25 protein-coding genes are annotated in these 25832 nt (G+C 38.7%); 14 read left to right on the forward strand and 11 right to left on the reverse strand.

The genetic code is table 11. The features are described from left to right. Positions 1-46: 46 nt before the first annotated feature. Together RYX56_RS18315 and RYX56_RS18320 are read left to right on the forward strand one after the other, a co-directional pair. The gene (locus RYX56_RS18315; RefSeq protein WP_317123489.1) at positions 47-433 is read left to right on the forward strand and encodes an ArsR/SmtB family transcription factor; all 387 of its coding nucleotides are present in this window, start codon (positions 47-49) and stop codon (positions 431-433) included. Continuing rightward, on the forward strand, positions 426-2561 hold the full coding sequence (locus RYX56_RS18320) for a heavy metal translocating P-type ATPase (RefSeq protein WP_317123490.1): 2136 nt from the start codon (positions 426-428) through the stop codon (positions 2559-2561). Before RYX56_RS18315 ends, RYX56_RS18320 begins: the two co-directional genes overlap by 8 nt. A gap of 46 nt (positions 2562-2607) precedes the next feature. On the opposite strand, the gene RYX56_RS18325 is transcribed toward RYX56_RS18320, so the two are convergent. After that, on the reverse strand, positions 2608-3435 hold the full coding sequence (locus RYX56_RS18325; RefSeq protein ID WP_317123491.1) for an STAS domain-containing protein: 828 nt from the start codon (positions 3433-3435) through the stop codon (positions 2608-2610). Between the two features lie 271 nt (positions 3436-3706). Between RYX56_RS18325 and RYX56_RS18330 the strand changes: the two genes are divergently transcribed. From RYX56_RS18330 to RYX56_RS18345, 4 genes are all read left to right on the forward strand, one after another. Next, positions 3707-4372, forward strand: coding sequence for a phosphate signaling complex PhoU family protein (locus RYX56_RS18330; RefSeq protein ID WP_317123492.1), 666 nt, complete (start codon positions 3707-3709; stop codon positions 4370-4372). Continuing rightward, the gene (locus RYX56_RS18335; protein WP_317123493.1) at positions 4369-5967 is read left to right on the forward strand and encodes a Na/Pi cotransporter family protein; all 1599 of its coding nucleotides are present in this window, start codon (positions 4369-4371) and stop codon (positions 5965-5967) included. The genes RYX56_RS18330 and RYX56_RS18335 overlap by 4 nt, the downstream gene beginning before the upstream one ends. Before the next feature lie 116 nt (positions 5968-6083). Then, positions 6084-6881 carry an ABC transporter ATP-binding protein gene (locus RYX56_RS18340; protein WP_317123494.1) on the forward strand — a complete coding sequence of 266 codons (798 nt, stop codon included), beginning with the start codon at positions 6084-6086 and terminating at the stop codon, positions 6879-6881. Beyond that, positions 6878-8569 (forward strand): putative ABC transporter permease subunit, encoded by a 1692-nt coding sequence (locus RYX56_RS18345; protein WP_317123495.1) that lies wholly within the window; start codon positions 6878-6880, stop codon positions 8567-8569. The genes RYX56_RS18340 and RYX56_RS18345 overlap by 4 nt, the downstream gene beginning before the upstream one ends. Positions 8570-8712: 143 nt before the next feature. Here the strand turns inward: RYX56_RS18345 and RYX56_RS18350 are convergent, their stop codons facing one another. Then, positions 8713-9981 carry an L-lactate MFS transporter gene (locus tag RYX56_RS18350; RefSeq protein WP_317123496.1) on the reverse strand — a complete coding sequence of 423 codons (1269 nt, stop codon included), beginning with the start codon at positions 9979-9981 and terminating at the stop codon, positions 8713-8715. A gap of 251 nt (positions 9982-10232) precedes the next feature. Further along, the gene (locus RYX56_RS18355) at positions 10233-10847 is read right to left on the reverse strand and encodes a restriction endonuclease (RefSeq protein WP_317123497.1); all 615 of its coding nucleotides are present in this window, start codon (positions 10845-10847) and stop codon (positions 10233-10235) included. Positions 10848-10962: 115 nt separating this feature from the next. Here RYX56_RS18355 and RYX56_RS18360 point away from each other — a divergent pair, with 115 nt between their 5' ends. Then, a complete protein-coding gene (locus tag RYX56_RS18360; RefSeq protein ID WP_317123498.1) occupies positions 10963-12081 on the forward strand; it encodes a GAF domain-containing sensor histidine kinase in 1119 nt (372 codons plus the stop codon). Further along, positions 12074-12712, forward strand: a complete 639-nt coding sequence (locus tag RYX56_RS18365) for a response regulator transcription factor (RefSeq protein WP_317123499.1) — start codon at positions 12074-12076, stop codon at positions 12710-12712. Before RYX56_RS18360 ends, RYX56_RS18365 begins: the two co-directional genes overlap by 8 nt. Before the next feature lie 14 nt (positions 12713-12726). On the opposite strand, the gene RYX56_RS18370 is transcribed toward RYX56_RS18365, so the two are convergent. The 3 genes from RYX56_RS18370 to RYX56_RS18380 are packed head-to-tail and all read right to left on the reverse strand — an operon-like array spanning position 12727 to position 14843. Continuing rightward, positions 12727-13092, reverse strand: coding sequence for a VOC family protein (locus RYX56_RS18370; RefSeq protein WP_317123500.1), 366 nt, complete (start codon positions 13090-13092; stop codon positions 12727-12729). 1 nt (position 13093) lies between these two features. After that, on the reverse strand, positions 13094-14116 hold the full coding sequence (locus tag RYX56_RS18375; protein WP_317123501.1) for an S-adenosylmethionine:tRNA ribosyltransferase-isomerase: 1023 nt from the start codon (positions 14114-14116) through the stop codon (positions 13094-13096). Beyond that, a complete protein-coding gene (locus RYX56_RS18380) occupies positions 14106-14843 on the reverse strand; it encodes an SDR family NAD(P)-dependent oxidoreductase (protein ID WP_317123502.1) in 738 nt (245 codons plus the stop codon). Before RYX56_RS18380 ends, RYX56_RS18375 begins: the two co-directional genes overlap by 11 nt. A gap of 208 nt (positions 14844-15051) precedes the next feature. On the opposite strand from RYX56_RS18380, the gene RYX56_RS18385 reads away from it, so the two are divergent. The 3 genes from RYX56_RS18385 (at position 15052) to RYX56_RS18395 (ending at position 17466) form a co-directional block, all read left to right on the forward strand. Next, positions 15052-15675 (forward strand): restriction endonuclease, encoded by a 624-nt coding sequence (locus RYX56_RS18385; protein ID WP_317123503.1) that lies wholly within the window; start codon positions 15052-15054, stop codon positions 15673-15675. Positions 15676-15739: 64 nt separating this feature from the next. Then, on the forward strand, positions 15740-15883 hold the full coding sequence (locus RYX56_RS18390; RefSeq protein ID WP_317123504.1) for a hypothetical protein: 144 nt from the start codon (positions 15740-15742) through the stop codon (positions 15881-15883). A gap of 98 nt (positions 15884-15981) precedes the next feature. Further along, the gene (locus RYX56_RS18395) at positions 15982-17466 is read left to right on the forward strand and encodes a flavin monoamine oxidase family protein (protein ID WP_317123505.1); all 1485 of its coding nucleotides are present in this window, start codon (positions 15982-15984) and stop codon (positions 17464-17466) included. Between the two features lie 49 nt (positions 17467-17515). Here the strand turns inward: RYX56_RS18395 and RYX56_RS18400 are convergent, their stop codons facing one another. The 5 genes from RYX56_RS18400 to RYX56_RS18420 form a co-directional block, all read right to left on the reverse strand. Then, positions 17516-18370: a protein-glutamine gamma-glutamyltransferase gene (locus RYX56_RS18400; RefSeq protein ID WP_317123506.1), complete on the reverse strand. Its 855-nt coding sequence runs from the start codon at positions 18368-18370 to the stop codon at positions 17516-17518. Between the two features lie 130 nt (positions 18371-18500). Next, the gene (locus tag RYX56_RS18405) at positions 18501-19172 is read right to left on the reverse strand and encodes a deoxynucleoside kinase (protein ID WP_317123507.1); all 672 of its coding nucleotides are present in this window, start codon (positions 19170-19172) and stop codon (positions 18501-18503) included. Next, entirely contained in the window at positions 19156-19809 is a 654-nt protein-coding gene (locus RYX56_RS18410) for a deoxynucleoside kinase (protein WP_317123508.1), read from the reverse strand. The genes RYX56_RS18405 and RYX56_RS18410 overlap by 17 nt, the downstream gene beginning before the upstream one ends. A 201-nt stretch (positions 19810-20010) precedes the next feature. Further along, positions 20011-20457 (reverse strand): DUF4385 domain-containing protein, encoded by a 447-nt coding sequence (locus RYX56_RS18415; protein WP_317123509.1) that lies wholly within the window; start codon positions 20455-20457, stop codon positions 20011-20013. A gap of 93 nt (positions 20458-20550) precedes the next feature. Beyond that, positions 20551-22104, reverse strand: a complete 1554-nt coding sequence (locus RYX56_RS18420; RefSeq protein WP_317123510.1) for an ABC-F family ATP-binding cassette domain-containing protein — start codon at positions 22102-22104, stop codon at positions 20551-20553. 195 nt (positions 22105-22299) lie between these two features. On the opposite strand from RYX56_RS18420, the gene RYX56_RS18425 reads away from it, so the two are divergent. The 3 genes from RYX56_RS18425 to RYX56_RS18435 all read left to right on the forward strand — a co-directional run bounded on the left by RYX56_RS18425 (position 22300) and on the right by RYX56_RS18435 (position 25754). After that, on the forward strand, positions 22300-22980 hold the full coding sequence (locus RYX56_RS18425) for a hypothetical protein (RefSeq protein ID WP_317123511.1): 681 nt from the start codon (positions 22300-22302) through the stop codon (positions 22978-22980). Positions 22981-23037: 57 nt separating this feature from the next. After that, positions 23038-23217, forward strand: coding sequence for a CsbD family protein (locus RYX56_RS18430; protein WP_317123512.1), 180 nt, complete (start codon positions 23038-23040; stop codon positions 23215-23217). Positions 23218-23402: 185 nt separating this feature from the next. After that, positions 23403-25754, forward strand: coding sequence for a pullulanase (locus tag RYX56_RS18435; RefSeq protein WP_317123513.1), 2352 nt, complete (start codon positions 23403-23405; stop codon positions 25752-25754). Positions 25755-25832: the final 78 nt, after the last annotated feature.

Consider the following 25832-nt stretch of genomic DNA (forward strand, 5'->3'; position numbering starts at 1 on the left):
ACATTTAAACTAATATTCAAATGAATATTTGAATGAGGTGTGCTACATGTCTAAAGAATCGAAACTTGCTGATAAAGATACATGTGAAGTTTTTCAATTTGACGAACAAAAAGTAACGAAGCTTTCTTCGCTCGTATCACAACAAAATTTCCTCCCTGTGGCTACTATTTTTAAGGCGATTTCTGATGAAACAAGATTAAAAATTGCATATGCTCTTTCCCAAGAAGATGAATTGTGCGTATGTGATGTTGCTCAGATTATTCAAGCGACGAACGCTACTACATCACATCATTTACGCCTCTTAAAAAATCTAGGGATAGCCAAAAGTAGAAAAGAAGGAAAGTTGGTGTTTTATTCTTTAGATGATGAACATGTTCGTGATTTGATTGATATAGCAATGAAGCACGGTAAGGAGGTAGAGGAGCGTGGATAGAGCGAGATCTTCTAAACATGTTTATCGTGTTCAAGGTTTTACATGTGCTAACTGTGCGGGGACTTATGAAGAAAATGTGAAGCGATTAGATGGAGTAGAAGATGCTAAAGTTAACTTTGGTGCTTCAAAGATTACGGTATATGGTGAAACTACAATAAAAGAGCTAGAGAAAGCCGGTTCCTTTGAAAACTTGAAAGTAAGAACAAATAATGAAAAAGATTATGCCTTTGAACGTCCTATTCCTTTTTGGAAAACTCAATACCACACCATAATCGCTTTCTTGTTGGTGCTTTTAGGTATTGGACTACGTATGAACTATGGTGAAGATCATATGTTAACGGTGTTGGCATTTGTTAGCTCGATGATTATTGGTGGTTATTCATTGTTCCGTGTTGGTATAACGAACTTATTACGTTGGAAATTCGATATGAAAACTCTAATGACTGTGGCTGTTATTGGAGCTGCGATTATCGGTGAGTGGACTGAAGGTGCGATTGTCGTCATTTTATTTGCAATCAGCGAAGCTCTTGAGCGATTTTCGATGGATAAAGCCAGACAATCGATCCGTTCATTAATGGATATTGCTCCTAAAAAAGCTCTTGTTAAGAGAGAAGATGAGGAATTACTGCTAGATGTTGATGAAATCCGTATTAATGATCGATTGATCGTGAAACCGGGAGAAAAAATTCCGATGGACGGGGTTGTTGTTGCTGGAAGGTCTTCCGTTAACCAATCTGCGATTACGGGAGAATCGATACCAGCAATGAAGGGTATAGATGATGACGTGTTTGCCGGCACTTTAAATGAAGAGGGTATGCTTGAGGTACGTGTAACGAGACGAGTAGAAGATACAACAATTGCTAAAATCATTCATCTAGTAGAAGAAGCCCAAGAAGAACGAGCACCCTCTCAAGCCTTTATTGATCGATTTGCAAAGTACTATACGCCTTTCATTATGGTTATTGCTGCACTTATTGCGATTGGTCCACCTCTATTTTTTGAAGCGAGCTGGGAGGTTTGGATTTATCAAGGATTAGCTATTCTTGTAGTCGGTTGTCCTTGTGCCCTAGTGATCTCCACTCCAGTAGCGATTGTTACAGCAATTGGGAATGCGGCTAGAAATGGCGTCCTTATAAAAGGTGGGATTTATCTTGAGGAAGCCGGAACACTTGATACGATTGCTTTTGATAAAACCGGAACACTTACAAAAGGAGTTCCGGCAGTGACAGATTTGAAAGTATACGATAATCATGAGGAGCTTAAACTCCTGACAATAGCAGCTACTCTTGAAAAAAACTCTCAACACCCGATTGCTAGAGCGATTATTCAACGAGCAGAAGAACTTCAATCTCCTTATCACACGTTAAAAGTTGAATCGTTTCGTTCGGTTACAGGAAAAGGGGTTCAAGGTACGATTTCCAAAGAATCATACTACATTGGAAATCCCAAATGGCTTCAAAGAGAATTAACAGGTAAAAATGATACAATTTGGGAATCGGACATCAAGGAGCTTCAGAGTCAAGGGAAGACGGTTATGATCGTAGGTAAGGAAGATACTGCTATCGGATTAATTGCCGTTAGCGATGAAGTTAGAGAATCAAGCCGTGATGTTATTCGCTCCTTGCATAAGCTGGGCCAAAAAACCGTGATGCTAACCGGAGATAATCAAGCTACAGCAGAAGCGATAGGAGATCAAATTGGTGTATCGGATCGACGAGCAGAGTTGTTACCTGAAGAAAAGCTAAGTGTCATTAAAGAGTTGAGAAAAAGAGGACAGCGAGTAGCGATGGTTGGTGATGGAGTCAATGATGCTCCGGCATTAGCTGCATCCAATATGGGGATTGCTATGGGTGGTGCTGGAACCGATGCAGCTCTTGAAACGGCTGATATTGCACTAATGGGTGATGATTTGAAAAAGCTGCCTTATTTAATAAACCTAAGTCGCAGATCGCTGACGATTATTAAGCAAAATATTGCTTTTTCCATTTCGATCAAAGTGTTAGCGTTACTATTAGTAGCCCCAGGTTGGTTAACGTTATGGATTGCTATTCTTGCTGATATGGGAGCTACTTTGTTAGTAACCTTAAACGGTATGAGACTAGTGAAAGTAAAAAAAGAAACGGACTAAAAAAAGAAGTATCTAGGAGGCTAGATACTTCTTTTTATCTTGAAAATTAAAGACCGATCTCAGAAAGAGTTTGCTGTAAGCTGGCGCGAGTTCGGATATCTTCAAATCGAATCCCTAACTGGACAAGTGTTTGAGCAATCTCAGGTCTAATTCCGGTTAGAGTGGCTTCTACACCAATTAATTTAAGCGATGAAATAACTTGATACAAGTTATTGGCGACCATGGTATCCACAATTGGTACACCAGATAGATCAATAATTAAATGATTTATTTTTGTTTCAATACTACGTTGAAGGGCTATTTCCATTAATAATTTTGAGCGAGTAGCATCTAATTCACCTATTAAAGGAAGAATAGCGATGTCCTTTGAAATCGTTACCACTGGCACGGACAGATCTTGCATTTTTGCATGTGCTTTTTCGATTACTTGTTTATTATACTCCACGTATACATGGCTGAAAATATAACAGATCTCATCCAAGATGGGGTCTAGTGTTTTTCTAAGTTGAAGGATGGTACTAGCTGATAAATGCTTTTCTTCCAGTTCCTTTGTGCACTCTCCCCAAATAACTGTACGATAGACAGTTATTTGCTTCAAAGCTTGGTCTAAATCGATTCCTCCATGGCTTGCTCGCTCACCCGTATAGTGGGCCCAGTCTCTTATTTTCTGGTGTGGAGTCTCCTTATTGTCAGAAGATAAAAATTGACCAAGCGCCTCCAACAATTGCGCCCTTAATTCAATTATTTCAGGTGGATCGGCAGCCTGTGTCAGACTTTTTTTATAGCTATCTTCTTGGTGCTTCGTGATTTCTTTTGAAAGCTCATACTTGTTAGTCGTTAACCGTATCCCAAAAGTCTTTAATTCTGCATCCATAATCTAGGGCTCCTCATGTATATTTTACTCTTATCATATAGCAAATAACGATAATAGAAAAGAATAAAATAGTGGTAGTAGTATGGGTAGTTCTTACAACTATGGCTGTTAATTAAACGTTTGTTTAAATAGTAATAGGACAACCCCATGGCTAGAAGAAAGCTGTACTAAATGAATAGTAGCAGACATAGGATGAACTATTATAAAACGAATAAACGTAAAAGGTATAGGTAGTTGTGGGGGTTGGATTTTAAGTGAAGGGGGGATACGGATGTTAACACGGACCAACTTTCTTGGTAGAGAAATGAATGAATTAAAAGAGAGGCTTCTCTTAATGGTGGAACTAAGTCATCAAATGCTTCAACTTGGATCTAAATCAATCGTACTACATGCTACTTTTGATAAAGAAGGAACCCTCCATGCTGAACGAGACATTAATACAATTAACAAGGTGATACAAAAAAAGGTACTAGAGCTGTTATCTTATGAACAACTTGCGTTAAAGCAAGTAAAGGGCTTGTTTTTATTTTCAAAAATAGCAAGGGATTTAGAGCGAGTTGGCGACCATATTATGAATATTATTGTGATTGCTCCTGTAGAAGAAGTTCCGGAAATGGTCTCACAATCATACGCTCAGTTCATGAAAAATGTAGGACAAATGCTAGAAGCATTAAAAAGAGGAATTAAAGAAGAAGACCGCTCTGCATTGAAATGGATATATGAAGAAGATGCAGAAGTTAATCAATTAAACAGGAAATCGTTTAAACTCATTACAGACTCCCTAGGTATGGATCAACTCGCTGCCGATAGTGGTGGGAAGTTAATATTAATGAGCCGTTTTTTTGAACGGATGGCTGATCATGTATCAAACGCAGCGAAAGATTATCGTCATTACTTAAAAGACTGTCACTCCTCGATAAGCAGGAATTCCACATGATCATGACACAAAGCCTACTCAGCTTCCTTGGGGGGCTTGGCCTTTTTTTATATGGTATGAGTCGTTTGAGTAAGGGATTGCAAAAGGCGGCCATCAATAAACTGCGACTTCAAATGGGAAGGGTCGTTAAAAATAGATTAAAAGCTTTAGTTGTTGGGTTATTTTTTACTTTTTTCTTGCAAAGCAGCACGGTTATGTCGATTATAGCAGTTGGTTTGGTTAGTCATTCCATTATCACCTTTGTTCAAGCTTTAGGAGTCATATTGGGTTCAGCAATCGGTACTACGATCACCGTGCAAGTTCTTGCTTTTAATATAAGCCAATTTTCACCACTTTTTATTTTTTTAGGTGTGATTTTACTTGTATTTGTTTCAACGGATCGTGTAAAACCTGCTGGAGAAATGTTGCTCGGATTTGGTATGGTGTTGTTTGGCATTTCTTATTTATCTCAAGCCGTTCTTCCTTTAACCAATGAACCAATTGTTACGGAATTATTGTTATATCTTGCGAATCAACCCCTATTGCTTTTTTTGGTGAGTGTTCTCCTGACGTCAGCGCTCCACAGTAGTGTAGCGATGATTATAGTAGGGATTTCCTTTTATTCAGCTGGAGCAATGGGATATGAAGAAGTCATCTGGCTTGTGCTCGGAGCTAATTTAGGAGCAACTGTGCCTGTATTAGTGGCAAGCTTCTCCGTTTCACTTGAAGGGAGAAAGGTAGCTCTTGCTTACCTAGTAATGAAACTATCGATTGTTATAGTTGTAGGAGTAGTCCTTATGGTTTTTCCAGTTATCAGTAACCATATACCTGGAGGATCAGAAAGGCAGATTGCAAATTTCCATACAACCTTTAATCTCTTTTTAGCTATATGTTGGCTTCCTTTTCTTTTCTTTTTAGCGAAGGCTATGAATCAACTCCTACCTAACAAGGAAAAAGATCAAGTTGTTCATATTAGTGAGCAGTATTTACCGATACCTGATGAAGCGTTAATTCAAACAGAGCGAGAAGTATTGAAGTTATCACGTTTTATTCAAGCTGAAATGATCGCACCAATCCCCGCCATTATTGAACGAGGTATTGCTCACCAAGAAATAGAAAGACGAGAACAGTATATCGATCAAGCTTATATGATTATCCAGCAATACCTCTTAAAAATTGCTCAACAAGATCTTTCTAAGGAGCAGTCAGATCAAGAGGTAAAGCTCCTCTATATGTTAAATGACTTAGAGCAAATTGGTGATATTGTCTTACAGATTTCTGCAAATATTGAAAAGCTCAAATCTCAACAAATCGAATTAGTAAAAGAAGATGCTGAGCGCTTAAAGCAATTTATCCCTACGATTATAGAGACTTTGCAGCAAGCAATTGTCGCTTGTGAGGAGGGTAACAATCAGCTTGTTCGTAAATTAATGAGAGAACAAGGGGCATTAAATGAAAAGGAAAGAGACTTCAGATTTGATCACTTTAATACTCTTTTACAGCAAAATGAATATAACCCAACAAGCAGCGCAATTTATCTAGATCTAGTTAATCAATTAATGAGATTGCACCATGCTACTTTAAACATTTCAAGAACAGTTTTAGGCATTATTTGATAACTGAATAAAATCCCATATTATGTTAGGATGAAAAGGTGAATAATCACTCAGTGGTTGTTCACCTTATTTTATTTATAAACAGACATACATAGAAAAAAGATAAAGGGGGAGCCATGTTGACGGATGTTCGAATTCAACTTAACCAAATATCGAAAGAATACGGGACAACTAAGGCGGTTAAACCATTTAATTTAGAAGTGAAAAAAGGGGAGTTATTTTGTTTTCTAGGTCCTAATGGTTCGGGGAAGACGACCACGATTAAAATGATGACGGGTTTACTGGAACCAACGGACGGCACAGTGCTTATTTCTGGTATTAATATGTGGACAAGTCCCCTAGAGGCTAAAAAACTGATTGCTTATGTACCAGATCAACCTAAGTTGTATCCGAAATTAACAGGCCAAGAGTTTTTACAATTTACAGCTAGTATTTATCAAATTTCTGAACAAGAATTTGAAGAAAGAAGTACTAAATATGTTTCCATGTTTCAACTTGATCAGCGGTTAGATGAACTTATTGAAGCTTACTCACATGGAATGAAACAAAAGCTTAGCCTGTGTGCAGCACTTCTGCATCAACCAGATGTATTATTTTTAGATGAACCAACGGTAGGGCTTGATCCACAAGGCGCTAAGACAATGAAAAATTTACTTCAAGCACTGTGCCAGAATGGGATGACGGTGTTTATGTCGACGCATATTCTTGAGATCGCAGAACAGATGTGTGATCGAGTAGGCATTATTAAAAATGGAGACCTTTTAACTGTAGGAACTGTTGATGATCTGAGAAAGCAAAAGGGGAGCATGGATTCCAGTCTTGAAGATCTTTTTTTAGAGCTAACAGGGGACACCGAAGCGCAGTCGCTGGTGAGAGAAATGGAAGATTCTCCTTCATCTGAGGTGAGAAGATGACGTGGAATTTGATTCGCTGGTTTTGGAAAATGAATCGTAATAGCTTTAAACATTCCTCAGACAAAGCTAAAACAACCCTTATTGTATCAACAGTGGCAATCGGCTTTGTTATTCTAATGTTTTGTGGAATAGCCTTCTCTATGGCAAGCACACTCCAAGTGGAACTTATAAGCGATATACTCGGGCTTAGCTTTTTGTCCTTATTAGCTTTTCTTATTTTATTTGCGATCCCGCAAGTTTTTACGAAGTTATATGGGGATGACGACTTAGCGATGCTATTTACAATGCCGTTAAAATCAACTCAAGTTTATTGGGCAAAGTTCACTCAAATATTTTTAGGTATCCCGGGTGCCATTTTTATTACGTCCCTTGCTTTACTGACGATGTTCGGACTTGGGGCAAATGCTCCATTTCTTTATTTCCCAGTTGCGTATTTTGTAGCCCTTTCGCTTGTATTAATAGGTCTTGGTCTCGCTTATATGATTAATTTACTTCTTATTCAAATTGTTCCATCTCATCGTGCGAAAGAATTGATGACGGTCATTACTGCCTTTGCAGGTGTATTAGGTTATTTACTCTTTCAGCTCCCTACGTTGATGGCTCGTGGCGATGATCATGCTCTTCAACAATTCCCAGAGCTACCAGGATGGCTTCCTGTTCACTGGGCGGGTGAAAGCTTAGCACATATCATTTCTAGGTCAATCACAGGCATGACCTTCTTATTATTGGGACTGCTTTTTATTACGACCATATTTATTCTGTTTCTATCGTCTACATTAGTCGATAGAGGATTTCGAACAGGCTGGATTCAGATGAATGAAGGAAGCTCAAAAAAGAAGAAAAAGAGCGCAGCCAAATCCTTTAAAGTAAGAAAGCCAGTCATTGAAATTGGCTTGAAAGAATGGCGGACTATTAAGAGGGATATGAGGGAGTGGACGATGCTTATTCCAATGGCATTCTTTATGTTCTTTCCGATTTTCTCTATTATGATACGTGATGGTAGCTATGAGTTTATTCAAACAGTCCCAGCCTTATCCTGGATTTCGATTCAAGCGATTGCTCTAGGTTTGTTTTCCTTTATGACCAGTACATTCACATCAGGGTCTGTTGCTAGAGAAGGTACTTCAATCGACCTTTTACGTGTATTGCCGGTTAAAGGATGGACGGTAGCACTCGGGAAGCTTTGGATTCATTGGGTCATTTTATTTGGATTTATTGGCTTCTTACAGGTTATCAGTGGATTTATTTTTGGCTGGTCACCGTTTCACACCATAGCTGGCTGGTTTCTTATCGGAATGATTGGATTAGGTTCTAGTGCGATTGGGCTTTATTTTGGCGCTATAGGTGCTAAGTTCAATCCAAAAAATCCACAAAACCGTCTCGAAACGGGAACTTCATTTATTTTGTTATTCGTAGCATTGGGATATGTTCTCTTACAAGCAATCCCATTCGCACTCACCTTGTTACCGGTCAATGACCTTAGCTTCTTACTCGAAGAGAGCAATCCAGGTTTTTTTATAGGATTAATTCAATGGGTCATTGAGTTTAAAGCTGGATCTCCTATTTTGATTTCTTTAGTGGGGATAACACTCTGTTTTACCTTAATGCTATTTATAGCATGGCTTTCTATAAAATTCTGTGCTAAAGAAATTGATCGTGGAGTAAAGGTTACCTACGTTAAAGAATAGAGTGATGGTCGTCATTCAGTTGTGTTCTAAAAACGAGAGAAAGATAAAAAAGTCTTGCTGTGAGGAGTCTCATAGCAAGACTTACTTTTTTGTAAACAAGAGTCTGGACTGACTAGTCAGTCTTACGGAGGTATAAAAAAAGACTAAGATACCACTTGTTGCTGCTCCCTTTGCTTTAAATCTTGTTCGCTCTTTCTAATATCTAGCTTCATCATAATGGAAACGATAAACGCTAAAATAATTAAAGCAGAGAACACGTAAAATACAGGGATATAACTATCGGTTCTTTCTCTAATTTGTGAAACGATCATCGGTCCAAATACACCACCGAGCGACCAAGTCGTTAAAAGATAACCGTGGATCGCACCAAGTTGTTTCGTACCGAATAAGTCTCCAACAAATGCAGGAAGATTAGAGAAGCCACCACCATAACAACTAACAACAAGTAAAATAAGTAATTGAAACACGAGTATACTCGTGATAAAAGGTAGTGTTAAAAAGGCTACTATCTGGATGGAGAAGAATATGATGAATACGTTCGGTCGACCAATATAGTCTGAGATCGCTGCCCAGCCTAAGCGACCGCCACCATTGAAAATCCCCATTATTCCCACCATCGTTGCAGCAGCGGCGGCAGATAAACCAACCACTTCTTGAGCCATTGGAGAAGCCACAGAGATCATCATAATTCCAGCAGTTGTGTTAATGAGCATCATGGTCCACAGCATCCAAAAGCGTTTTGTCTTGACTGCTTCCTTGGAGGTTAATTGCTGTAAATCCTTTTTAATGACTTTTTTACCAGAAGCAATATTTCGTTTCATTGAAGCTGGCATCCAACCTTCTGGAGGTGGTGCGATATATGCTGCACCCATGATCATGAAAACAAAATAGCAAGCTCCGAGTAAGAAGAACGTAGTCGAAATCCCGATAGAACTCATTAAGTTTGCTGCAACTGGTGCCGTTATAAGTGCTCCAGTTCCAAAACCGAGTACCGCCATTCCTGTAGCTAAGCCTCTTCTATCAGGGAACCATTTGACGAGAGTTGAGACAGGTGATATGTAACCAATACCAAGGCCTAATCCACTAGCTACCCCGTATGTTAATAAAAAGAGCGGAAGAGACTCAACCATAATAGCAACTCCCGAACCAGCTTGTCCTATACCAAATAAAATAGCTGCTACTATGGCAGATTTTCTTGGTCCACTTCTCTCGACAAATTTTCCGAAGAAAGCAGCAGATGTACCTGCAAGAGCCATCATAATCGTAAAGGCAATCGTCACCTCTGTAGCTGACCATCCCATCGATTCACTAATTGGATAGGTGTATACGCTATATGCATAAGCACCGCCAATTGAAAGGTGAATCGCAATAGCAGATAGGGCAATTAACCATCTGTTTTTTGTTGTGTCCATATTTTCCTCCTTCTCATTCCTCTAATTTGAAAACCCTTACATATATAGTAGAGTATAATTCATTAGCAGAAAAATCAATCAATTATAAAAATTTAGTTATTTTTTGTAGGTTGAGAACACTTATAGTCTAGATTTGTAGTTCGGATGACATAGCTATTGTCATCTGTGTTTTTAGACAGAAAATAACCCTAAAGTGCAGGGAGTGTCTTTCTGCTCTTTAGGGTATTGTTCTACTTTTTTATAGAAGGAGGTTAATCTAACCAAGCTGATCGTACTCTTTCGATAAAACGATGATGTTTTTTCTTTTTCATAAATACTTGAATCATGGCATCTAAAGTATCATAACCCATTAAAATGGTTTTACTTGCAGTAGCGTACTGTTGGGCTTCTTTTGTAAATTGATGGTTTGTCACGACGATGACTTGATTCGCCTTGTATTGACCTTTTAAATGATTTAACTCACGGACTACTTTTGCTTGAACTTCCGTTTGGCTTAGTTTGGCATGGACGATTGCTTTTGTTCCTCTTTTACGAACAATAAGATGGACTCCTTGATCATTTGAATGCTTGATTCTGGTAACGGAATAGCCTTGTTTTTGAAACAATGGAATCAATAATAATTTAAATTGATGATGGTTCATTCCTTCGATTTCGCGAGCTGAAGATATGCGTTGTTCGGCAATACGTAGCTGTTTCCACCCATACCAAGAAAGAGGGATCGAACCGAGAAGCCCTAAGACAATAAAAAACGCTGTTAAATTGTATTGATATAGCTGAACGAGATAAAATGTAATCACAAATAAGAGGGTGGGAAGAAAAGGGTATCGTTTCTTTTTAGTTGGAGAATCTGGGTTTCTTTTTTGCATAAATCTCCGTCCTTTCTTTAGGAAATCTTTTTTACTATTCCACTTTTTACTAAGTAATATGTAAAAAATTCCTTGAAAATCATGTTACGCTTTATAATGTAGGGGAGGTGGGTCTATGAATGTCGTACATACGTTAAAAACGATTGCTCAAACACTAAATATAGGAGACGATCTGCATACGATGCTACAATCTGTATTAGAGAGTTTACTAGAAGTGACCAACCACGAGACTGGGTGGATTTTTCTTGTTGATGACAATGACCATCAATTAATCGCCCATCATCGTTTACCCCAAGCACTTACAGCAGATCAATGTGCATTAATGTGTCAGGGAAGCTGCTGGTGCAAAGATAAATTCATAAAAGGTCATCTTCAAAGAGCAGCAAATATTATGGAGTGTAGAAGAATGGAGAGAGCAATTAATAAAGGTAATCAACCAACAAACGGATTAACTCATCACGCGACTGTCCCTATAGTAGCAGGAGACGAAGCGTATGGGTTGATTAACATTGCTTCGCGGGGGAAGGAACATTTCTCTAAAGAAGAATTGGAAGTTTTGGAGACGGTTGCCCTCCAGGTGGGGACAACGGTTAAGAGGTTGAAGCTTGAAGAAAAGAAACGCGAAATAGTGAGGATGGAAGAGAGACATAGATTGGCGAGAGACCTTCATGATTCAGTTAATCAATTGCTCTTCTCTCTATCTCTTACTGCTAAAAGCATAAAAGGAGTAAGTGAGAAGCAGAAGGTGAACGAAGCAGTTGAATTAATAAGTGAAGTGTCAAATGAAGCCCTCCTGCAAGTGAAACAGATTATATGGCAGATGCGATCTGAGGAGTTAGAAGATGGGCTCATCCCGGCTATTCATCGCTATGCAGCTTTATTAGATATTAAAGTAGATGTTTTTGTAGAGGATCAAGTTCGGTTGCATCCACATGCAGAACTCCATTTATGGAGAATTATCCAAGAGGCGATTAATAACTCTCGTAAGCATTCTGGCCTCAACTCAGTGAGGGTCCACTTTACCATCAATGATCAAGCTATATTAGTGGAAATAATCGACCACGGAATTGGATTTGAACGTTTAAATATGAATATTCATTCTGGAATGGGGCTTAGGAATATGGAGGAACGGGCAATCGAGATTGGTGGGGAGTTCGCGCTTAAAAGCGAAATGGATAAAGGGACGACTATCCAAGTGAGAATACCGCTTGAGGGGAGGGAAGATCATGATTAGAGTGTTAATCGTAGATGATCACCAAATGGTGCGGAGGGGCTTACGATTCTTTTTAGAAACACAGACTGATCTTGTTATCGTGGGCGAGGCCTCGAATGGACAAGAAGCAATTGAACAGGTGAGAGCGCTCAAGCCGGATGTCGTGCTTATGGATTTAGTGATGCCGATTATGAATGGGATTAAAGCTATAGAAAGATTGATGAATGAATATCCTCAGTTAAAGATTCTTGCTCTTACAAGTTTCTCTGACCAAGATCACGTCATTCCTGCTCTACAAGCCGGAGCAAGTGGCTATCAACTAAAAGACATTGATCCGGATGAACTTGCTGAAACGATTCGAGCATTATATGCAGGTGAGAGTAAGGTACATAGTAAAGTATTGAAGTATGTTTTAACACGAATCACTCATCAACAAGATGAGGAAGAAGTGAAGATTAACAGTCTCACAAAACGCGAGAAAGAGGTTTTGGTAGAGTTAACGAGAGGACGAAGTAACAAGGAATTAGCAGAGGTTCTTCATATTACAGAGAAAACGGTTAAGACTCATATCTCAAATATTTTCGCTAAATTAGAGCTTGGTGACCGTACTCAGGCTGCTTTGTTTGCGATACGTCATCGTTTAGATAAATAAAGAGATCCTCCTCATTAAATAGTTGATGAGGGGATCTCAATCCATTCAATCATTTCAATTTCCGAGTGTTGATAGAAAATAGATTTCCAACCGTTATTAAATGTATATGGACCTTCTATTTTGCTTGTAATCGATCTAGGAAATTGGCTCATAAGGTAATTAATAGAACCGACTTGCCAAGCAAGATGATAACTTGTTGATTCATTAGAAGGAGAAGCATTATAAACTAGTTCTAACATCAAGGCACCTAGCTTAAAGAAACGTATCGTCTCATTCTCCCACTTTAGTTCGAAAAGGAAATCTGCGGCGCAATAGGATTGATAAAAATTCGTGCTCTTCTCTATATCCCTCACCTCAATTCCAATATGGTGTAACTTCAATCTATTTCGCCTTCCATATTAGGTTAAGGTCACCAAATTCATGCCACATATATTGCTCCCTAATTGCTATTTGGTAAGCACTTAGTAACAAGTCTTTATCAACAAAAGCTGTAAGCAAATCGAGGTGGCTTGCCTCTGGTTCGTGAAAGCCTGTTAATAAACCATCAACAATCTTTATCTCTGTTTCTTTGTTGATATAAAGGTTAGTTAAGCCCTCAGAAGGTCGCAGGCCATCATGAGGGTTATAAGCACTTTCTAAGGCACGAACAACTGTTGTACCTACTGCGATAATACGATTATTCGAGGATTTGGCATCATTAATTTGATCAACGGTTTGTTTGGGGACAGAGAACCACTCTGCATGTGTAGTAGGATCCGGCCAATGATTATCCTCAAAGTAGCTTAAACCGGTGTGCAGACAAATGTACCCAAGTTTAACGCCTTTGTTCATCAGTTTTTGTAGTAATCGCCATGTAAATGCCCGGCCGGCTGAGTTCATTTCAACTGACCCAGGGGTAGAGCTATAGACAGTTTGATAACTTTGAAGAGCCCAGGGCGAATCGATGTATTCATATTTTATGGGTTCACCATATTGATAAAAAAAGTGTAAGAGCTCATTCCCGCCAATTGAAAACTGAATTCGGGTGAGCTCAGGAACCTCCCCTTCTTCAATAATGATTGCTTTAACATTTTCGTTAAAGAGGAGCTCGCCTCCTGATTCTCTTTTCTCGCCTACTATTAACACATCCCAGATAGCTTCATCAATTTTTCTGGATAACCGAATCTCTACGTTGTCTATAGTCAAAAGTGAACTTGGAATCGTTCTACTCGTATTAAGGATGAGAAGATCATTGGGCGAAAGGCTCTCAATGATATAATCAAATGAGTGGTGATTCACCTCATTAGAATTACCATTTAAAATCATTAACCGAACGTTGTCACGCTTACCATGGATGATTTCAACTGGGGTACTAGCGTGAAGTTCTGATGGTAGTTGGAAGGAATGAACTGCACTATTTTTCATCGTGTAAGCCCTTCTTTAAAAAAGTTTGTACTTCAAATCGCTTGCCATGTACCTTACTAGGGTTCGCTTCAATTAGGTAGTCAAAAGCAGTAGCTACTTCTTCTGGGGACATTAATTCATAGTCGCAATCTGGAACAGCTATTTCATGCATCGCTGTATCCATTTCACCGGGGTCAACTAATACCATTGCTACTCCTGTATCTGTTAGTTCCTCTGTCCAAACTGCAGCAAGACCTTCCAAAGCAAATTTTGACACACTATAAGCTCCCCACTCTGCATAGCCTATTCTCCCTGTTTCAGAAGTGAGTGAAATGATTTTGCCTATCCCACGCGTTAACATACCAGGGAGTACTCGCTTTGTCATATAAAAGAGATTTAAAATATTCACATTGATTACTTCCTTGAATATCTCATCAGGATAATCGGTTAATAATGTTGGACCAGGGCCGAATGCAGAAGCATTATTTATTAAAATATCAACCCTACCAAAGTGATTTTCAGTAATCGAAACAAAGCGTTCTACGTCTCTTATCTTACTTACATCAGCTACTTCTGCGAGTACTTCCGCACCAAGAGTAACAGCTTCTCTTTTTACTTGCTCTAATGCTTTTTTATTACGTGCACAAATCGCCAATTGATGTCCTTGTTTAGCTAAATGAAGGGTAAGAGCTTTACCTAATCCTAAAGAGGCACCTGTGATCATAATGACGTTTGGTTGTTGTCTCATTTAACTGGCTCCTTTACTTATGTGATAGTTATAGTTTACGAGTGTTTGGGAAATTTGAACTCGGAGATGATGTTGATATTCAATAAGAGATGTGGCGGGTTTTTTTCTACAACTTTAGATGTAGATGGAATAAACCGAAACAAACGTTTGCATCTCTAATAATTATTCCGTAAGATAAGGGCAGGTAAAAGGAAAGGTGTGAAGACGAATGGTTGATTCGTTTTCTTTTAGTTCACCAATTGTCTGGATAGGCATTCTTATTTTTATTGGACTATTAGGCTGGATTAGATGGAAGCTCTGGAGAAGAAGAAGGTTTGATTTAGCGAAGATCACCTTGCGTGATATCGATAAAATGGATGGTCATGAATTTGAAGATTACTTATACGTGCTAATCTCAGCGCTTGATTACGATCATATATATCAAACGAAGAAAAGCCGAGATTACGGAGCAGATCTAATATTTGAGGACCAGGAAGGCTTTAGAACGGTTGTTCAGGCGAAGCGCTACCGGGATAAGATGGGTTTATCTGCTGTTCAAGAAGTATATACCGCAAAAACCTATTACGGTGCAGATAGAGCTTTGATTATTACATCAGCAGAAAAAATATCAGAACCTTGTATGAAGTTAGCAAGTGCAACTGGCGTTCAAATAGTCGATCGCCTTGATCTTGAAGATGTGATAAAAGCGTTTAAAAAAGGTCATTTCGAGGAAGCTTGGGAGCTGTTAGAAGAACCACCAGATCCTGTGAAGTATACTCCTATGGATAGCTTAGAGAAGCCGCCGGAGAGGAGGGGGATGATACAAGCAGGGGAGTATTTTTATAAAAATTAGCGAGCGATCTAGTTATAAGACAATCATTCATGATCATAAACTGCCCAAAAGGGAGTGTGTTATCATGTTAAAAGGAATCGATCTACAAATGGTGGCGTTTGTTGGGGGATCTATACTTCAAGAGTACGTCAGATTGATTCATATTCCTAAAATGTACTATTGGGCAACTGAAAAGGAAGAAGAAGATGAAGATGACCGGGCAGCATAAAAAAGCTGTCCGGTTTTTGGGTTGAGCTTAAACCTTGTGAATGAGCAGATATTCTTGGGGGAGTACCGGCATGATTCATATACATAAGGGGGGAGCTAATGAACTATAGTAGAGTCGTTTCACATGCAAACCAGAGCTCAGAAATAGTGGAGAAACTAAAGTTGATTCAGCAAGGACTACCGAGAAGTCTGGATCCGAAAAAAATCCTAATCCTTGGGGCAGGGATGGCAGGCCTTGTTGCGGGATACTTACTAAAGCAAGCGGGTCACTCCGTTACAATCCTTGAAGGAAGCTCGAGGGTAGGTGGAAGAATTTATACGATGCGCCAACCTTTTTCTTCTGATCACTATGTTGAAGCTGGTGCAATGAGAATCCCTAATCATCATAAATTAACATTAGAGTTTATAAAGAAATTCAATTTACCATTAAGCCCCTTTATTACGAGCACACCTAATGATCTTATTTATGTAAACGGACGGTTAAAAAGAAGATATCAATATGAAAAGGACCCATCTATTTTAGGATTTCCCTTAACCTTAGACGAAAAAGGTAAAACGGCAGAGGAGCTATTACAACAAGCCGTTCAAGCTTTTGTGGAGTTATATAGTAATGCTTCTGAATCACAACAATCAATGTTAAGAAAAAATTTTGATAGATATTCAATGACAACTTTCTTAAGAAATAATCCCCTTAGTAGCTCGATATCAGCTAATGCTATTAATAAGATACAGGTTTTATTAGGAATAGAAGGATTTCCTTCTTTATCTTTTATCGATACCCTTTTGAATATCGTAAATACTATTTTTGGTGAGGATATTGAGTTCTACGATATAAAGGGTGGGAATGACCAACTGCCACTAGCATTTATGCCTTATCTAAAAGAAAATATTTTTTTAGGGCATATCGTTAAACAAATTCATCAACATCCGTCAGGGGTTGAGGTAGTAACGGAAGCAAATAACTCTGTTCAAAGCTTTAATGGAGATTTGGTTATTACGACAATCCCCTTTTCAGTTTTTCAATTCATTGATGTTGAACCTTATGATTCTATTAGCTTCTCCAAATGGAAGACGATTCGTACTCTTCCCTACGTGTCCTCGGTGAAAATAGGGATGGAATTTAAAGAGAAGTTTTGGGAGGGGGATGGGATGTTGGGCGGTAAATTAATTACTGATTTACCGACGCAATTTACCTATTATCCGAGCCAAAGAATGGGAGAACCTGGATCTGGCGTTCTATTGGCAAGTTATACGTGGGGAGAGAATGCTAGGCTATGGGAGGCGCTATCTGAAGAGGAACGCCAAGAACAAGCATTAAAATATCTTGCACAAGTACATGGCGATCAAGTTTTTGAGACGTATATGAGTGGAGCTTCTTATAGTTGGGGACAAAGTCGTTTTTCAGGCGGATGTTTTTCTTTATATGGACCCTACCAAGCATATTCATATCCAGAGATTATTAAGTCTCCAGAGCAACGTATTCATTTTGCTGGTGAACATACTTCTGCCTTTCATGCGTGGATTGAGGGTGCAGTTGAGTCAGGTGTGAGAGCAGCTAGTGAGGTTCATAACAGAAGATGGTAAGAGATCGGTTTAATTCTGACAACTTTTGAAAATAATAAAAACCCCCACCTTAAGGGCTTTCCTCAAAAAGGTGGGAGTTATTTAAGTAATAAACATAGCGGTCAAATGAAATGGAGCTTTCATTATGTTCAACCACCATGTACTTTAGCTTTTCAGGACGTGAATGGCGTTGTAGAGATACATTGGCTAAGTACGTAAAACCTGGTCTTGTAACCATATTGGTTAAATAAGCAGGTTGAGTAGACCACGGGGCTCTCGATTCATTTAGACTAGCAATCATCTGCTCAGCTCGCATAATTCCCATCCCGTGCCCGTAATAAGTTCCATCTTCAAGCACAACAGCATTTACACCACGCCACTCAGGCGTTTGGGGGTTAAACTGTGGATTATTAAAATAGACCACATCTCCAGGTATAAACTGATTGGTGAATCCCGTGTTAAGAGCGAGGTCAGGGTCAAAATTCCAGCTATATAAATAGAGGTCGGGAAACAATTGATCAAACTTTGCAGCGCCAATGACTTGTAAGACGGCATAGTAATAGACAATGATCATAGCAGTTGCACATTCGAACCCATAAAGGTGACCATTTCTGTAAATATCATCGATTGCTATAGAAGGTCTCACCCCAGGCCTTAATTGAAACCCACCATATCTCGTTGTGTACCAAAATACTGGATTACTACGAGAACGTTCAAAAACTTCAAATGCGGCATTGCTCTGGTTAAGCAGTCTCGCACTTCGAATGATGCTTCTTCGTAATTCAAGTTCAAATTGTTGCTCGTTCATTGATCGATATTCGAATGAAGAAGAGGAGTTCATCATCCTATCAACAATTGTACGCTCGATACTTCCAACTGGCCAAGCTTGAGTGGACTGAAAAGGTACCCCCGATATCTGAATCATGATTTACCTCTCTCTTTTATGACATTCAGGCTTTGGCATAGCATATTCGCGAAAAAGGGTAAATATGAATTATATAATATAAAGTAAGCTAAAAAACTCCCCATCTGACCTCGTCAAATGGGGAGTTCTCTTATAGTTGGTGCACGGACTTATTACTCTCAATGACAGCAGCAATTTTAGCAATGATCGGTTCAATGTCATCTTCATTCGCGAGTAGGTCATAGTCAGAAATATTTAAGCGTAAAACTGGACATGACGTAAAGGACTCGATCCAAGTTTCATAACGCTTATGCATTTCTTCCCAGTAAGTAAGAGGAGTTTGTTGTTCCATCTCACGTCCACGCTCTTGGATACGATCAATAATATCATCAACGCTTCCCTCAAGGTAAATGAGGACATGTGGGTGGGGGAAGAAAGGTGTCATGACCATCGCATCAAACAAGCTTGTGTACGTCTCATAATCAACCGGAGTCATCGTCCCTTTATCTGCATGCATTTTGGCAAAGATGCCTGTATCTTCATAAATGGAGCGGTCTTGAACGAATCCACCACCTTGTTCATACATACGTTTTTGCTCTTTAAATCGTTCAGCTAAGAAATAGATTTGTAAATGAAAGCTCCAACGCTCAAAATCTGCATAGAATTTATTTAAATAGGGATTATGGTCAACATTTTCAAATGAAGTATGAAATCCAAGAGCCTTGGCAATTGATTTTGTCATGGTCGACTTACCGACACCAACTGTTCCGGCAATGGTTATAATAGCGTCTTCAGGGATATTATATTTAGTTCGTAGGTTCAAGACAAAAAGCTCCTTCTTTTCTTGCATCATCTATCATAGTGAAAATCTTATTGAGGTCTTGTTCATGTTGGACAAAATCAAGTTCATCACCATCGATGCGTATAATGGGAATATCAGGGTATTCAAGTGCCCATTTCGCCATAGCTATTTCATAGTCTTCTGAAAGTTGGCGAAGATAATCAGGGTCCATTTTTTGTTCCATCTTACGTCCGCGCATCTCAATTCGCTTTAAGAGAGTGGGAAGACTAGCTTGAAGATAAATAATGAAATTTGGCTTCGGCATATCATTGGTCATAATGTCATATATCGCCGTGTATTTATCGTATTGATCTTCTCTCAACGTACGTTTGGCAAAAATAATATTTTTATAAATATGATAATCAGCAACAACGGGAACCTGTGTAGCTAAGTATTTACGTTGAATGTCTTCAAGTTGTTTATACCGATTGCAGAGAAAGAACATCTCTGTTTGAAAGCTCCATTCTTTAATGTCTTCATAAAACTTACTTAGAAATGGATTTTCATGGACAATTTCCTTTAATAGATGATATTGATAATGAGCAGAAATTGCCTTAGCAAGAGAAGTTTTTCCAACTCCAATTGGACCTTCAACTGCAATAAAAGGCGTATGTTTCATAGGTGGAGGTTCCTCCTTTTTTATAAGATGTATCAAAAATTACCGTTTCTCAATAGGTCATGGACATTTTATTTTTTACAGACAAGCGTTATTGTACCACAGCTTTGAACATCTTTGGAGGTTAAACAAACGTTTAATTTAAAACAGCTAAATATAAAATAGAGGGAGGGAAAAGTAGTAGAGAGTAAGGAGGAGAAGGGGTCAACCGTATTTTTTTTGGTGTTCTTTCTTTTGTTTTAAATACTCTTCATTGGTCCGTATGATCTTCCACTTTTTCTCGAAAATCCTTGCTGATTCTGCCTTTGTATCATCAATCTCCCTTTCGACTACATTGCCATCTTTATCATATTTCTTACCGCCTTTGTAATTGGCATATCGTCTTGCGCGTGTGTAGCCCATTTGAATGAATTTTCGGGCCATATCCATTCCAACGCAATCATTCTTCTCTTTGTATTCTAAGAAGAGTTCATAGATTTTATCGGAGGATTCCCTAGCAATATCTGGCGTTATAAAGCGCCAGTGTGGAAGAATTTCACTTTTGTAAGGTTCAACTAAAAGAACACCTTGCTCCCCACGCCCAACACGATATTTATCTGGATTTTTGCGGAAATCAATGTTCTTAAAGTCCATGTCATAATCAAAGCTCATAACGTGCACCTCCTATTACTATTAAAGTCATCATTCCCCAATGAAGAGGAGCTAAACGAAAAAAGGCACCCCAACAAGGAGGCGCCATCTTTCTTATACTAATTTCGTCGTCCAACTCTCGCAGTTCCACACATCTGTCACAACACCTTCATAAAATTCAGGTTCGTGAGAGATTAGAAGGATACTGCCTTTGTATGCTTTAAGTGCACGTTGCAGTTCGGCTTTTGCATCGACATCTAAGTGGTTTGTTGGCTCATCAAGAATAAGAATATTTGATTCACGGTTAATTAATTTACATAAACGGACTTTTGCTTTTTCGCCCCCGCTTAGAACAATCATTTTACTTTCAATATGCTTTGTCGTAAGCCCGCATTTTGCCAGTGCGGACCGGACTTCAGCTTGTCCTAGAGAAGGGAACTCTTGCCAAATTTCCTCGATACATGTATTTGATGAATCTTTTGCTTCTTGTTCAAAATAACCAATTTCTTGATAGTCACCACGTTCAACAGATCCAGCCAGTGGCTTGTTTATGCCTAAAAGGCTCTTTAATAGAGTCGTTTTACCAATTCCGTTGGCCCCAACTAAAGCGATCTTTTGCCCACGTTCCATACGTAGATCAAGTGGACGAGAGAGTGGTTCATCATAGCCAATTACAAGATCCTTTGTTTCAAAAATCAACTTACTTGTAGTACGTGCTTCTTTAAAGTTGAATTCTGGTTTTGGCTTATCTTTTGCTAGTTCAATCACGTCCATTTTATCAAGCTTTTTCTGACGCGACATCGCCATATTACGTGTCGACACACGAGCTTTATTACGAGCGACGAAATCTTTAAGTTGTGAGATCTCTTGCTGTTGACGTTTGTATGCAGCTTCGAGCTGTTGTTTTTTCATCTCATGCACTTCTAGGAAGTGATCATAATCCCCAACATAACGATTTAATTCTTGGTTTTCCATATGATAGATGAGGTTAATCACACTGTTTAGGAATGGAATATCGTGGGAAATAAGGATAAATGCATTCTCATATTCCTGCAAGTAACGCTTTAACCATTCAATGTGCTGTTCATCTAAATAGTTTGTCGGCTCATCAAGCAGCAAGATATCTGGCTTTTCAAGTAAGAGCTTAGCTAGAAGGACCTTTGTACGTTGTCCACCACTTAAGTCTTCAACATCTTTTTCAAGACCTACATCATCTAAGCCAAGACCGCGAGCGATTTCTTCAACCTTCGAATCGATGATATAAAAATCATTGTTTGTTAACGTGTCTTGAATCACACCGACATCTTCAAGTAACTTTTCAAGTTCTTCAGGTGATACATCACCCATTTTGTCATAGATGGCATTCATTTCTGCTTCTAAGTCATATAGATATTTAAATGCGCCTTTTAGTACATCACGCATCGTCATACCGCGTTCTAGAACCGTGTGTTGATCAAGGTAGCCTACACGTACTTTTTTTGACCATTCTACTTTTCCTTCATCTGGCATCAATTTGCCTGTAATAATGTTCATGAACGTCGATTTACCTTCACCATTTGCCCCAATTAATCCGATGTGTTCACCTTTTAACAGACGGAATGAAACATCATGAAAAATTGCGCGATCACCAAAGCCGTGGCTTAAGTTTTTTACAGTTAATACACTCATTTATAACACCTTTCCTTTATACACATTCTCCAATTTATATCTTTAGTCATCTTACCATACTGTAACCCTTAAAGTCTGTTTAAGTTTATCCCCTTCAGCTTAAAAAGCTATGATAGAATAGGTAATATCATCCATACTTGGATTTTAATCGTAATGGTGATCGCGTCAATGAGTGACTATCTATGGAGGTGGCGTATGATACAACATCCACGGAATTTCTTAATAGGACTTGGACTTATTTTGTTATCTATTATTTTCAGTTTTCCTTATCCTTATAGTCGTACTTTAGGAGAAGAAGTTGGATTGCGACTAGGAATACCGATTTATTCCAACATGGAATTAGAGCTAGGTGTTCATTATGTGGGGGTTCTAACAACAATTTTATTTATAGTTGGCTTATATATTGTTGCTTACGCTACAAAACAAGGGCGAAAGAGGTATGTCATTCCACTCGTCTTTTTACTCGTTATTTATGCACCTTCTACTGTTATATCGCTGTATCAACATACATTTGCTAGCGGTGTATATGCGCTCGAACAAAGGTCTACAACGTGTGACTATGAACAAAATAATAGGGGAGTTATGGTTATTAATTGTGATGTGCTGCTCGAGAATTACAGCAATCATTCTCTTGAAGGGGAACTGCTCTTTATTGAAGAAAAATATTGGACCGACCCTTTTTCTGTTTTCTCCCTATTAAATGATGCCAGCCCTCATCCATTTTCCATCGCCCCGCGTAGTAATCAATGGGTTAATGTCTTTTTAGAAGTTGATGTTTCAGGTATAGACGACGCTTACCACAGTGGAAGCTCAAGCCTTTTTAATGTGGCTGTGGTGATAAATGAGAAAAAAAGAATATTAACACCTAAAAGTTAATGTTTATAGCGAGCAAATAAAGGTTATATACCTCTAAATACAAAGGAGGAATTGACAATGGCAACGAATAATAACGGAGTATCAGATAAGGTTAAAGGCGGAGTAAATAAAGCAAAAGGTGAAGTAAAGGATCAAGTTGGAAATGCAACAAACAACCGAAAGCTTCAAGGTGAGGGTAAAAAAGATAAAGTAAAAGGAAATGTTCAAGAAGAAGTTGGTAAAGCAAAGGATCGTTAAGGGAAGTTGAATCAAAATGACATATTTTCATTATAAATGACAGAGCATATAAGGATGGTATCTTATATGCTTTTTTGTATCTTATCTTTACAAACGATCAATTGCGAAGAAAGGACACATGTTGATAATTGGTGCATATGCTAGTATTAAAGCACATTCTAATTGGTGAGAGTGGGTGATGACGAATGAATACACCTCCAATAGGTAATGAGTTAATCTATCTAAGTTCTGGAGAGATCATATCTCCTACTGAGGCAAAGATAAAAGTAGTTAAAACCGATGACCTATATGATGAAAGTATTATAAATGATGGGTTAGAGTTTAAAGATAAGCATGGGAATTTGGTTGCAATCAAACAGATTGAAATGAAAGAGAATGATGAGGTGCTAGTCACAGGAACATTTTCTATCGAGCAAGCCCCATTCACTGTGACTTTTAGAGGTCAGGTCATCTCCCTGCGTTTGAATTGGAAGTTAATGGATGATTTATATAAGTATGAGGGTGAACTTGGAGCTATTCTTCACCCAGATGGTAGCGCGATCCTTACATTATGGTCCCCGCTTGCAGAGATGATTTCCGTAATCCTTTATGATAAAGAGGATCAATTTAATGTGGTCAAAGATGACCTACTAATGGAACAAGGAAAAGACGGCGTATGGCAGATTACTCTTAATGAAGGGAACACCGGTATCCAAGATCTTACGAATTATTACTATCATTATGTAATAGAAACAAACGGCCAAAAGAAATTAGGGCTAGATCCGTACGCGAAATCAATGGCTGCTTGGGATCATAGTGGGGGCTATTCTGTTGGGAAAGCTGCAATTGTCAATCCTTCAATGATCGGGCCCGATCTGGAATTTGCGACGATTGATGGTTTTGAAAAACGAGAAGATGCAATTATCTATGAGGTGCATGTTAGAGATTTTACATCTGACCCGTTAATTGAGGGTGAGTTATCTGCGCAATTTGGAACCTATACAGCTTTTGTCAATAAGCTTGATTATATAAAAGAATTAGGTGTGACTCATATTCAACTTTTGCCTATTATGAGTTACTACAAAGGAAATGAAAGGGAGAATCAAGTGAGAGAACTTGAGTATTCTTCTCAGGGCAATAATTATAATTGGGGTTATGACCCGCATAGTTACTTCTCTCCTAGTGGGATGTATTCGGATAATCCTAATTCGGCAAGCCGTAGAATCGAAGAGTTAAAAATACTCATTCAAGAAATTCACAAAAGAGGTATGGGTGTCATTTTGGATGTTGTCTACAATCATACCGCGCAAGTAGAAATCTTCGAGAACCTTGTTTCCCATTACTATCATTTTATGGACTCAGATGGTACCCCGCGTACGAGCTTTGGCGGAGGGAGATTAGGAACAACTCATTTCATGGCAAGGAAGGTATTAATTGACTCTATTTTATACTGGGTAAATGAATTCAAGGTCGATGGGTTCCGATTTGACATGATGGGTGATCATGATAGCCAGAGTATCCAATTGGCATTTGATCAAGCAAAAGCACTCAATCCTAACATTGTGATGATAGGAGAAGGTTGGCGAACCTTTGTAGGAGATGAGGGTGAAGAGCATGTCACAGCTGCTGATCAAGACTGGATGCAGCATACCGATAGTGTGGGCGTGTTTTCAGATGAGTTTAGAAATGAGTTAAAGTCAGGTTATGGCAGCGAAGGTCAACCAAGGTTTTTGACGAATGGAGCGAGAAGTATTTCTCAAGTCTTCGATAATATTAAAGCACAACCTCGTAATTTTGTGGCTACCAGCCCGGGGGATGTTGTGCCTTATATTGAAGCGCATGACAATTTAACTCTTCATGATGTCATTGCCCAATCGATTAAGAAAGACCCTGAATTTCATCAAGAAGAAATTCACAAACGAATTCGTTTAGGAAATGCGCTCGTGCTTACTAGTCAAGGGACCGCTTTTCTTCATGCTGGTCAAGAATATGGACGGACTAAACAATATCGAAAACAAACCGAGGTCGCTCCATATAAATCAACCTACATGGTAGATGAGGAAGGTAAGCCTTTTACGTATCCATTCTTTATTCACGATTCGTACAATTCATCTGATCGAATAAATAGCTTTGATTGGAGTAAGGTAACGAGTTCTGAAACCTGTCCCATTCATCATATGACAAGAGCATTTACAGCTGGATTGATTCAGTTAAGAAGATCGACAAATGCGTTTAGGTTAGGTTCAAAAGAAATGGTTGATAAACATGTAACATTAATTGAAGCACCAGAAGTAGAAGAAACGGATTTGCTAATTGGCTATAAGAACGTTTCAACTGATGGCACAGGGACGTATTATGTGTTTGTGAATGCAGATCATAAAGAGCGAACGTTGACGCTGCAAGAGGATTTAACCAAGGGAATAGTATTGGTTGATGGAGAAGAGGCTGGAGTGAGCGAAGTTATAAATAGAATTGGATTTGAGCTAACGCCCGACAAGCTTCTGATAGCAGCCCTAACCGTGGTTATTATTAAAATAGATGACGACGTAGATAAATAAAGAAAGAACAGTTCTTTTTTAGAGCTGTTCTTTCTTTATGATAAAAGAAATGAATCGTTCAGTCTTATTTTAAGGTAA

The sequence above is a fragment of the Alkalihalophilus lindianensis genome (genome assembly GCF_032843265.1).
Lineage (GTDB): Bacteria > Bacillota > Bacilli > Bacillales > Bacillaceae_D > Alkalihalophilus > Alkalihalophilus lindianensis.

Coding starts and splice junctions, on each gene's coding strand:
- RYX56_RS18315 (WP_317123489.1), top strand. CDS start 47: ATGTCTAAAGAATCGAAACTTGCTGATAAAGATACATGTGAAGTTTTT.
- RYX56_RS18325 (WP_317123491.1), bottom strand. CDS start 3,435: ATGGATGCAGAATTAAAGACTTTTGGGATACGGTTAACGACTAACAAG.
- RYX56_RS18330 (WP_317123492.1), top strand. CDS start 3,707: ATGTTAACACGGACCAACTTTCTTGGTAGAGAAATGAATGAATTAAAA.
- RYX56_RS18335 (WP_317123493.1), top strand. CDS start 4,369: ATGATCATGACACAAAGCCTACTCAGCTTCCTTGGGGGGCTTGGCCTT.
- RYX56_RS18340 (WP_317123494.1), top strand. CDS start 6,084: ATGTTGACGGATGTTCGAATTCAACTTAACCAAATATCGAAAGAATAC.
- RYX56_RS18345 (WP_317123495.1), top strand. CDS start 6,878: ATGACGTGGAATTTGATTCGCTGGTTTTGGAAAATGAATCGTAATAGC.
- RYX56_RS18350 (WP_317123496.1), bottom strand. CDS start 9,981: ATGGACACAACAAAAAACAGATGGTTAATTGCCCTATCTGCTATTGCG.
- RYX56_RS18355 (WP_317123497.1), bottom strand. CDS start 10,847: ATGCAAAAAAGAAACCCAGATTCTCCAACTAAAAAGAAACGATACCCT.
- RYX56_RS18360 (WP_317123498.1), top strand. CDS start 10,963: ATGAATGTCGTACATACGTTAAAAACGATTGCTCAAACACTAAATATA.
- RYX56_RS18365 (WP_317123499.1), top strand. CDS start 12,074: ATGATTAGAGTGTTAATCGTAGATGATCACCAAATGGTGCGGAGGGGC.
- RYX56_RS18375 (WP_317123501.1), bottom strand. CDS start 14,116: ATGAAAAATAGTGCAGTTCATTCCTTCCAACTACCATCAGAACTTCAC.
- RYX56_RS18380 (WP_317123502.1), bottom strand. CDS start 14,843: ATGAGACAACAACCAAACGTCATTATGATCACAGGTGCCTCTTTAGGA.
- RYX56_RS18385 (WP_317123503.1), top strand. CDS start 15,052: ATGGTTGATTCGTTTTCTTTTAGTTCACCAATTGTCTGGATAGGCATT.
- RYX56_RS18390 (WP_317123504.1), top strand. CDS start 15,740: ATGTTAAAAGGAATCGATCTACAAATGGTGGCGTTTGTTGGGGGATCT.
- RYX56_RS18395 (WP_317123505.1), top strand. CDS start 15,982: ATGAACTATAGTAGAGTCGTTTCACATGCAAACCAGAGCTCAGAAATA.
- RYX56_RS18400 (WP_317123506.1), bottom strand. CDS start 18,370: ATGATTCAGATATCGGGGGTACCTTTTCAGTCCACTCAAGCTTGGCCA.
- RYX56_RS18410 (WP_317123508.1), bottom strand. CDS start 19,809: ATGAAACATACGCCTTTTATTGCAGTTGAAGGTCCAATTGGAGTTGGA.
- RYX56_RS18415 (WP_317123509.1), bottom strand. CDS start 20,457: ATGAGCTTTGATTATGACATGGACTTTAAGAACATTGATTTCCGCAAA.
- RYX56_RS18420 (WP_317123510.1), bottom strand. CDS start 22,104: ATGAGTGTATTAACTGTAAAAAACTTAAGCCACGGCTTTGGTGATCGC.
- RYX56_RS18425 (WP_317123511.1), top strand. CDS start 22,300: ATGATACAACATCCACGGAATTTCTTAATAGGACTTGGACTTATTTTG.
- RYX56_RS18430 (WP_317123512.1), top strand. CDS start 23,038: ATGGCAACGAATAATAACGGAGTATCAGATAAGGTTAAAGGCGGAGTA.
- RYX56_RS18435 (WP_317123513.1), top strand. CDS start 23,403: ATGAATACACCTCCAATAGGTAATGAGTTAATCTATCTAAGTTCTGGA.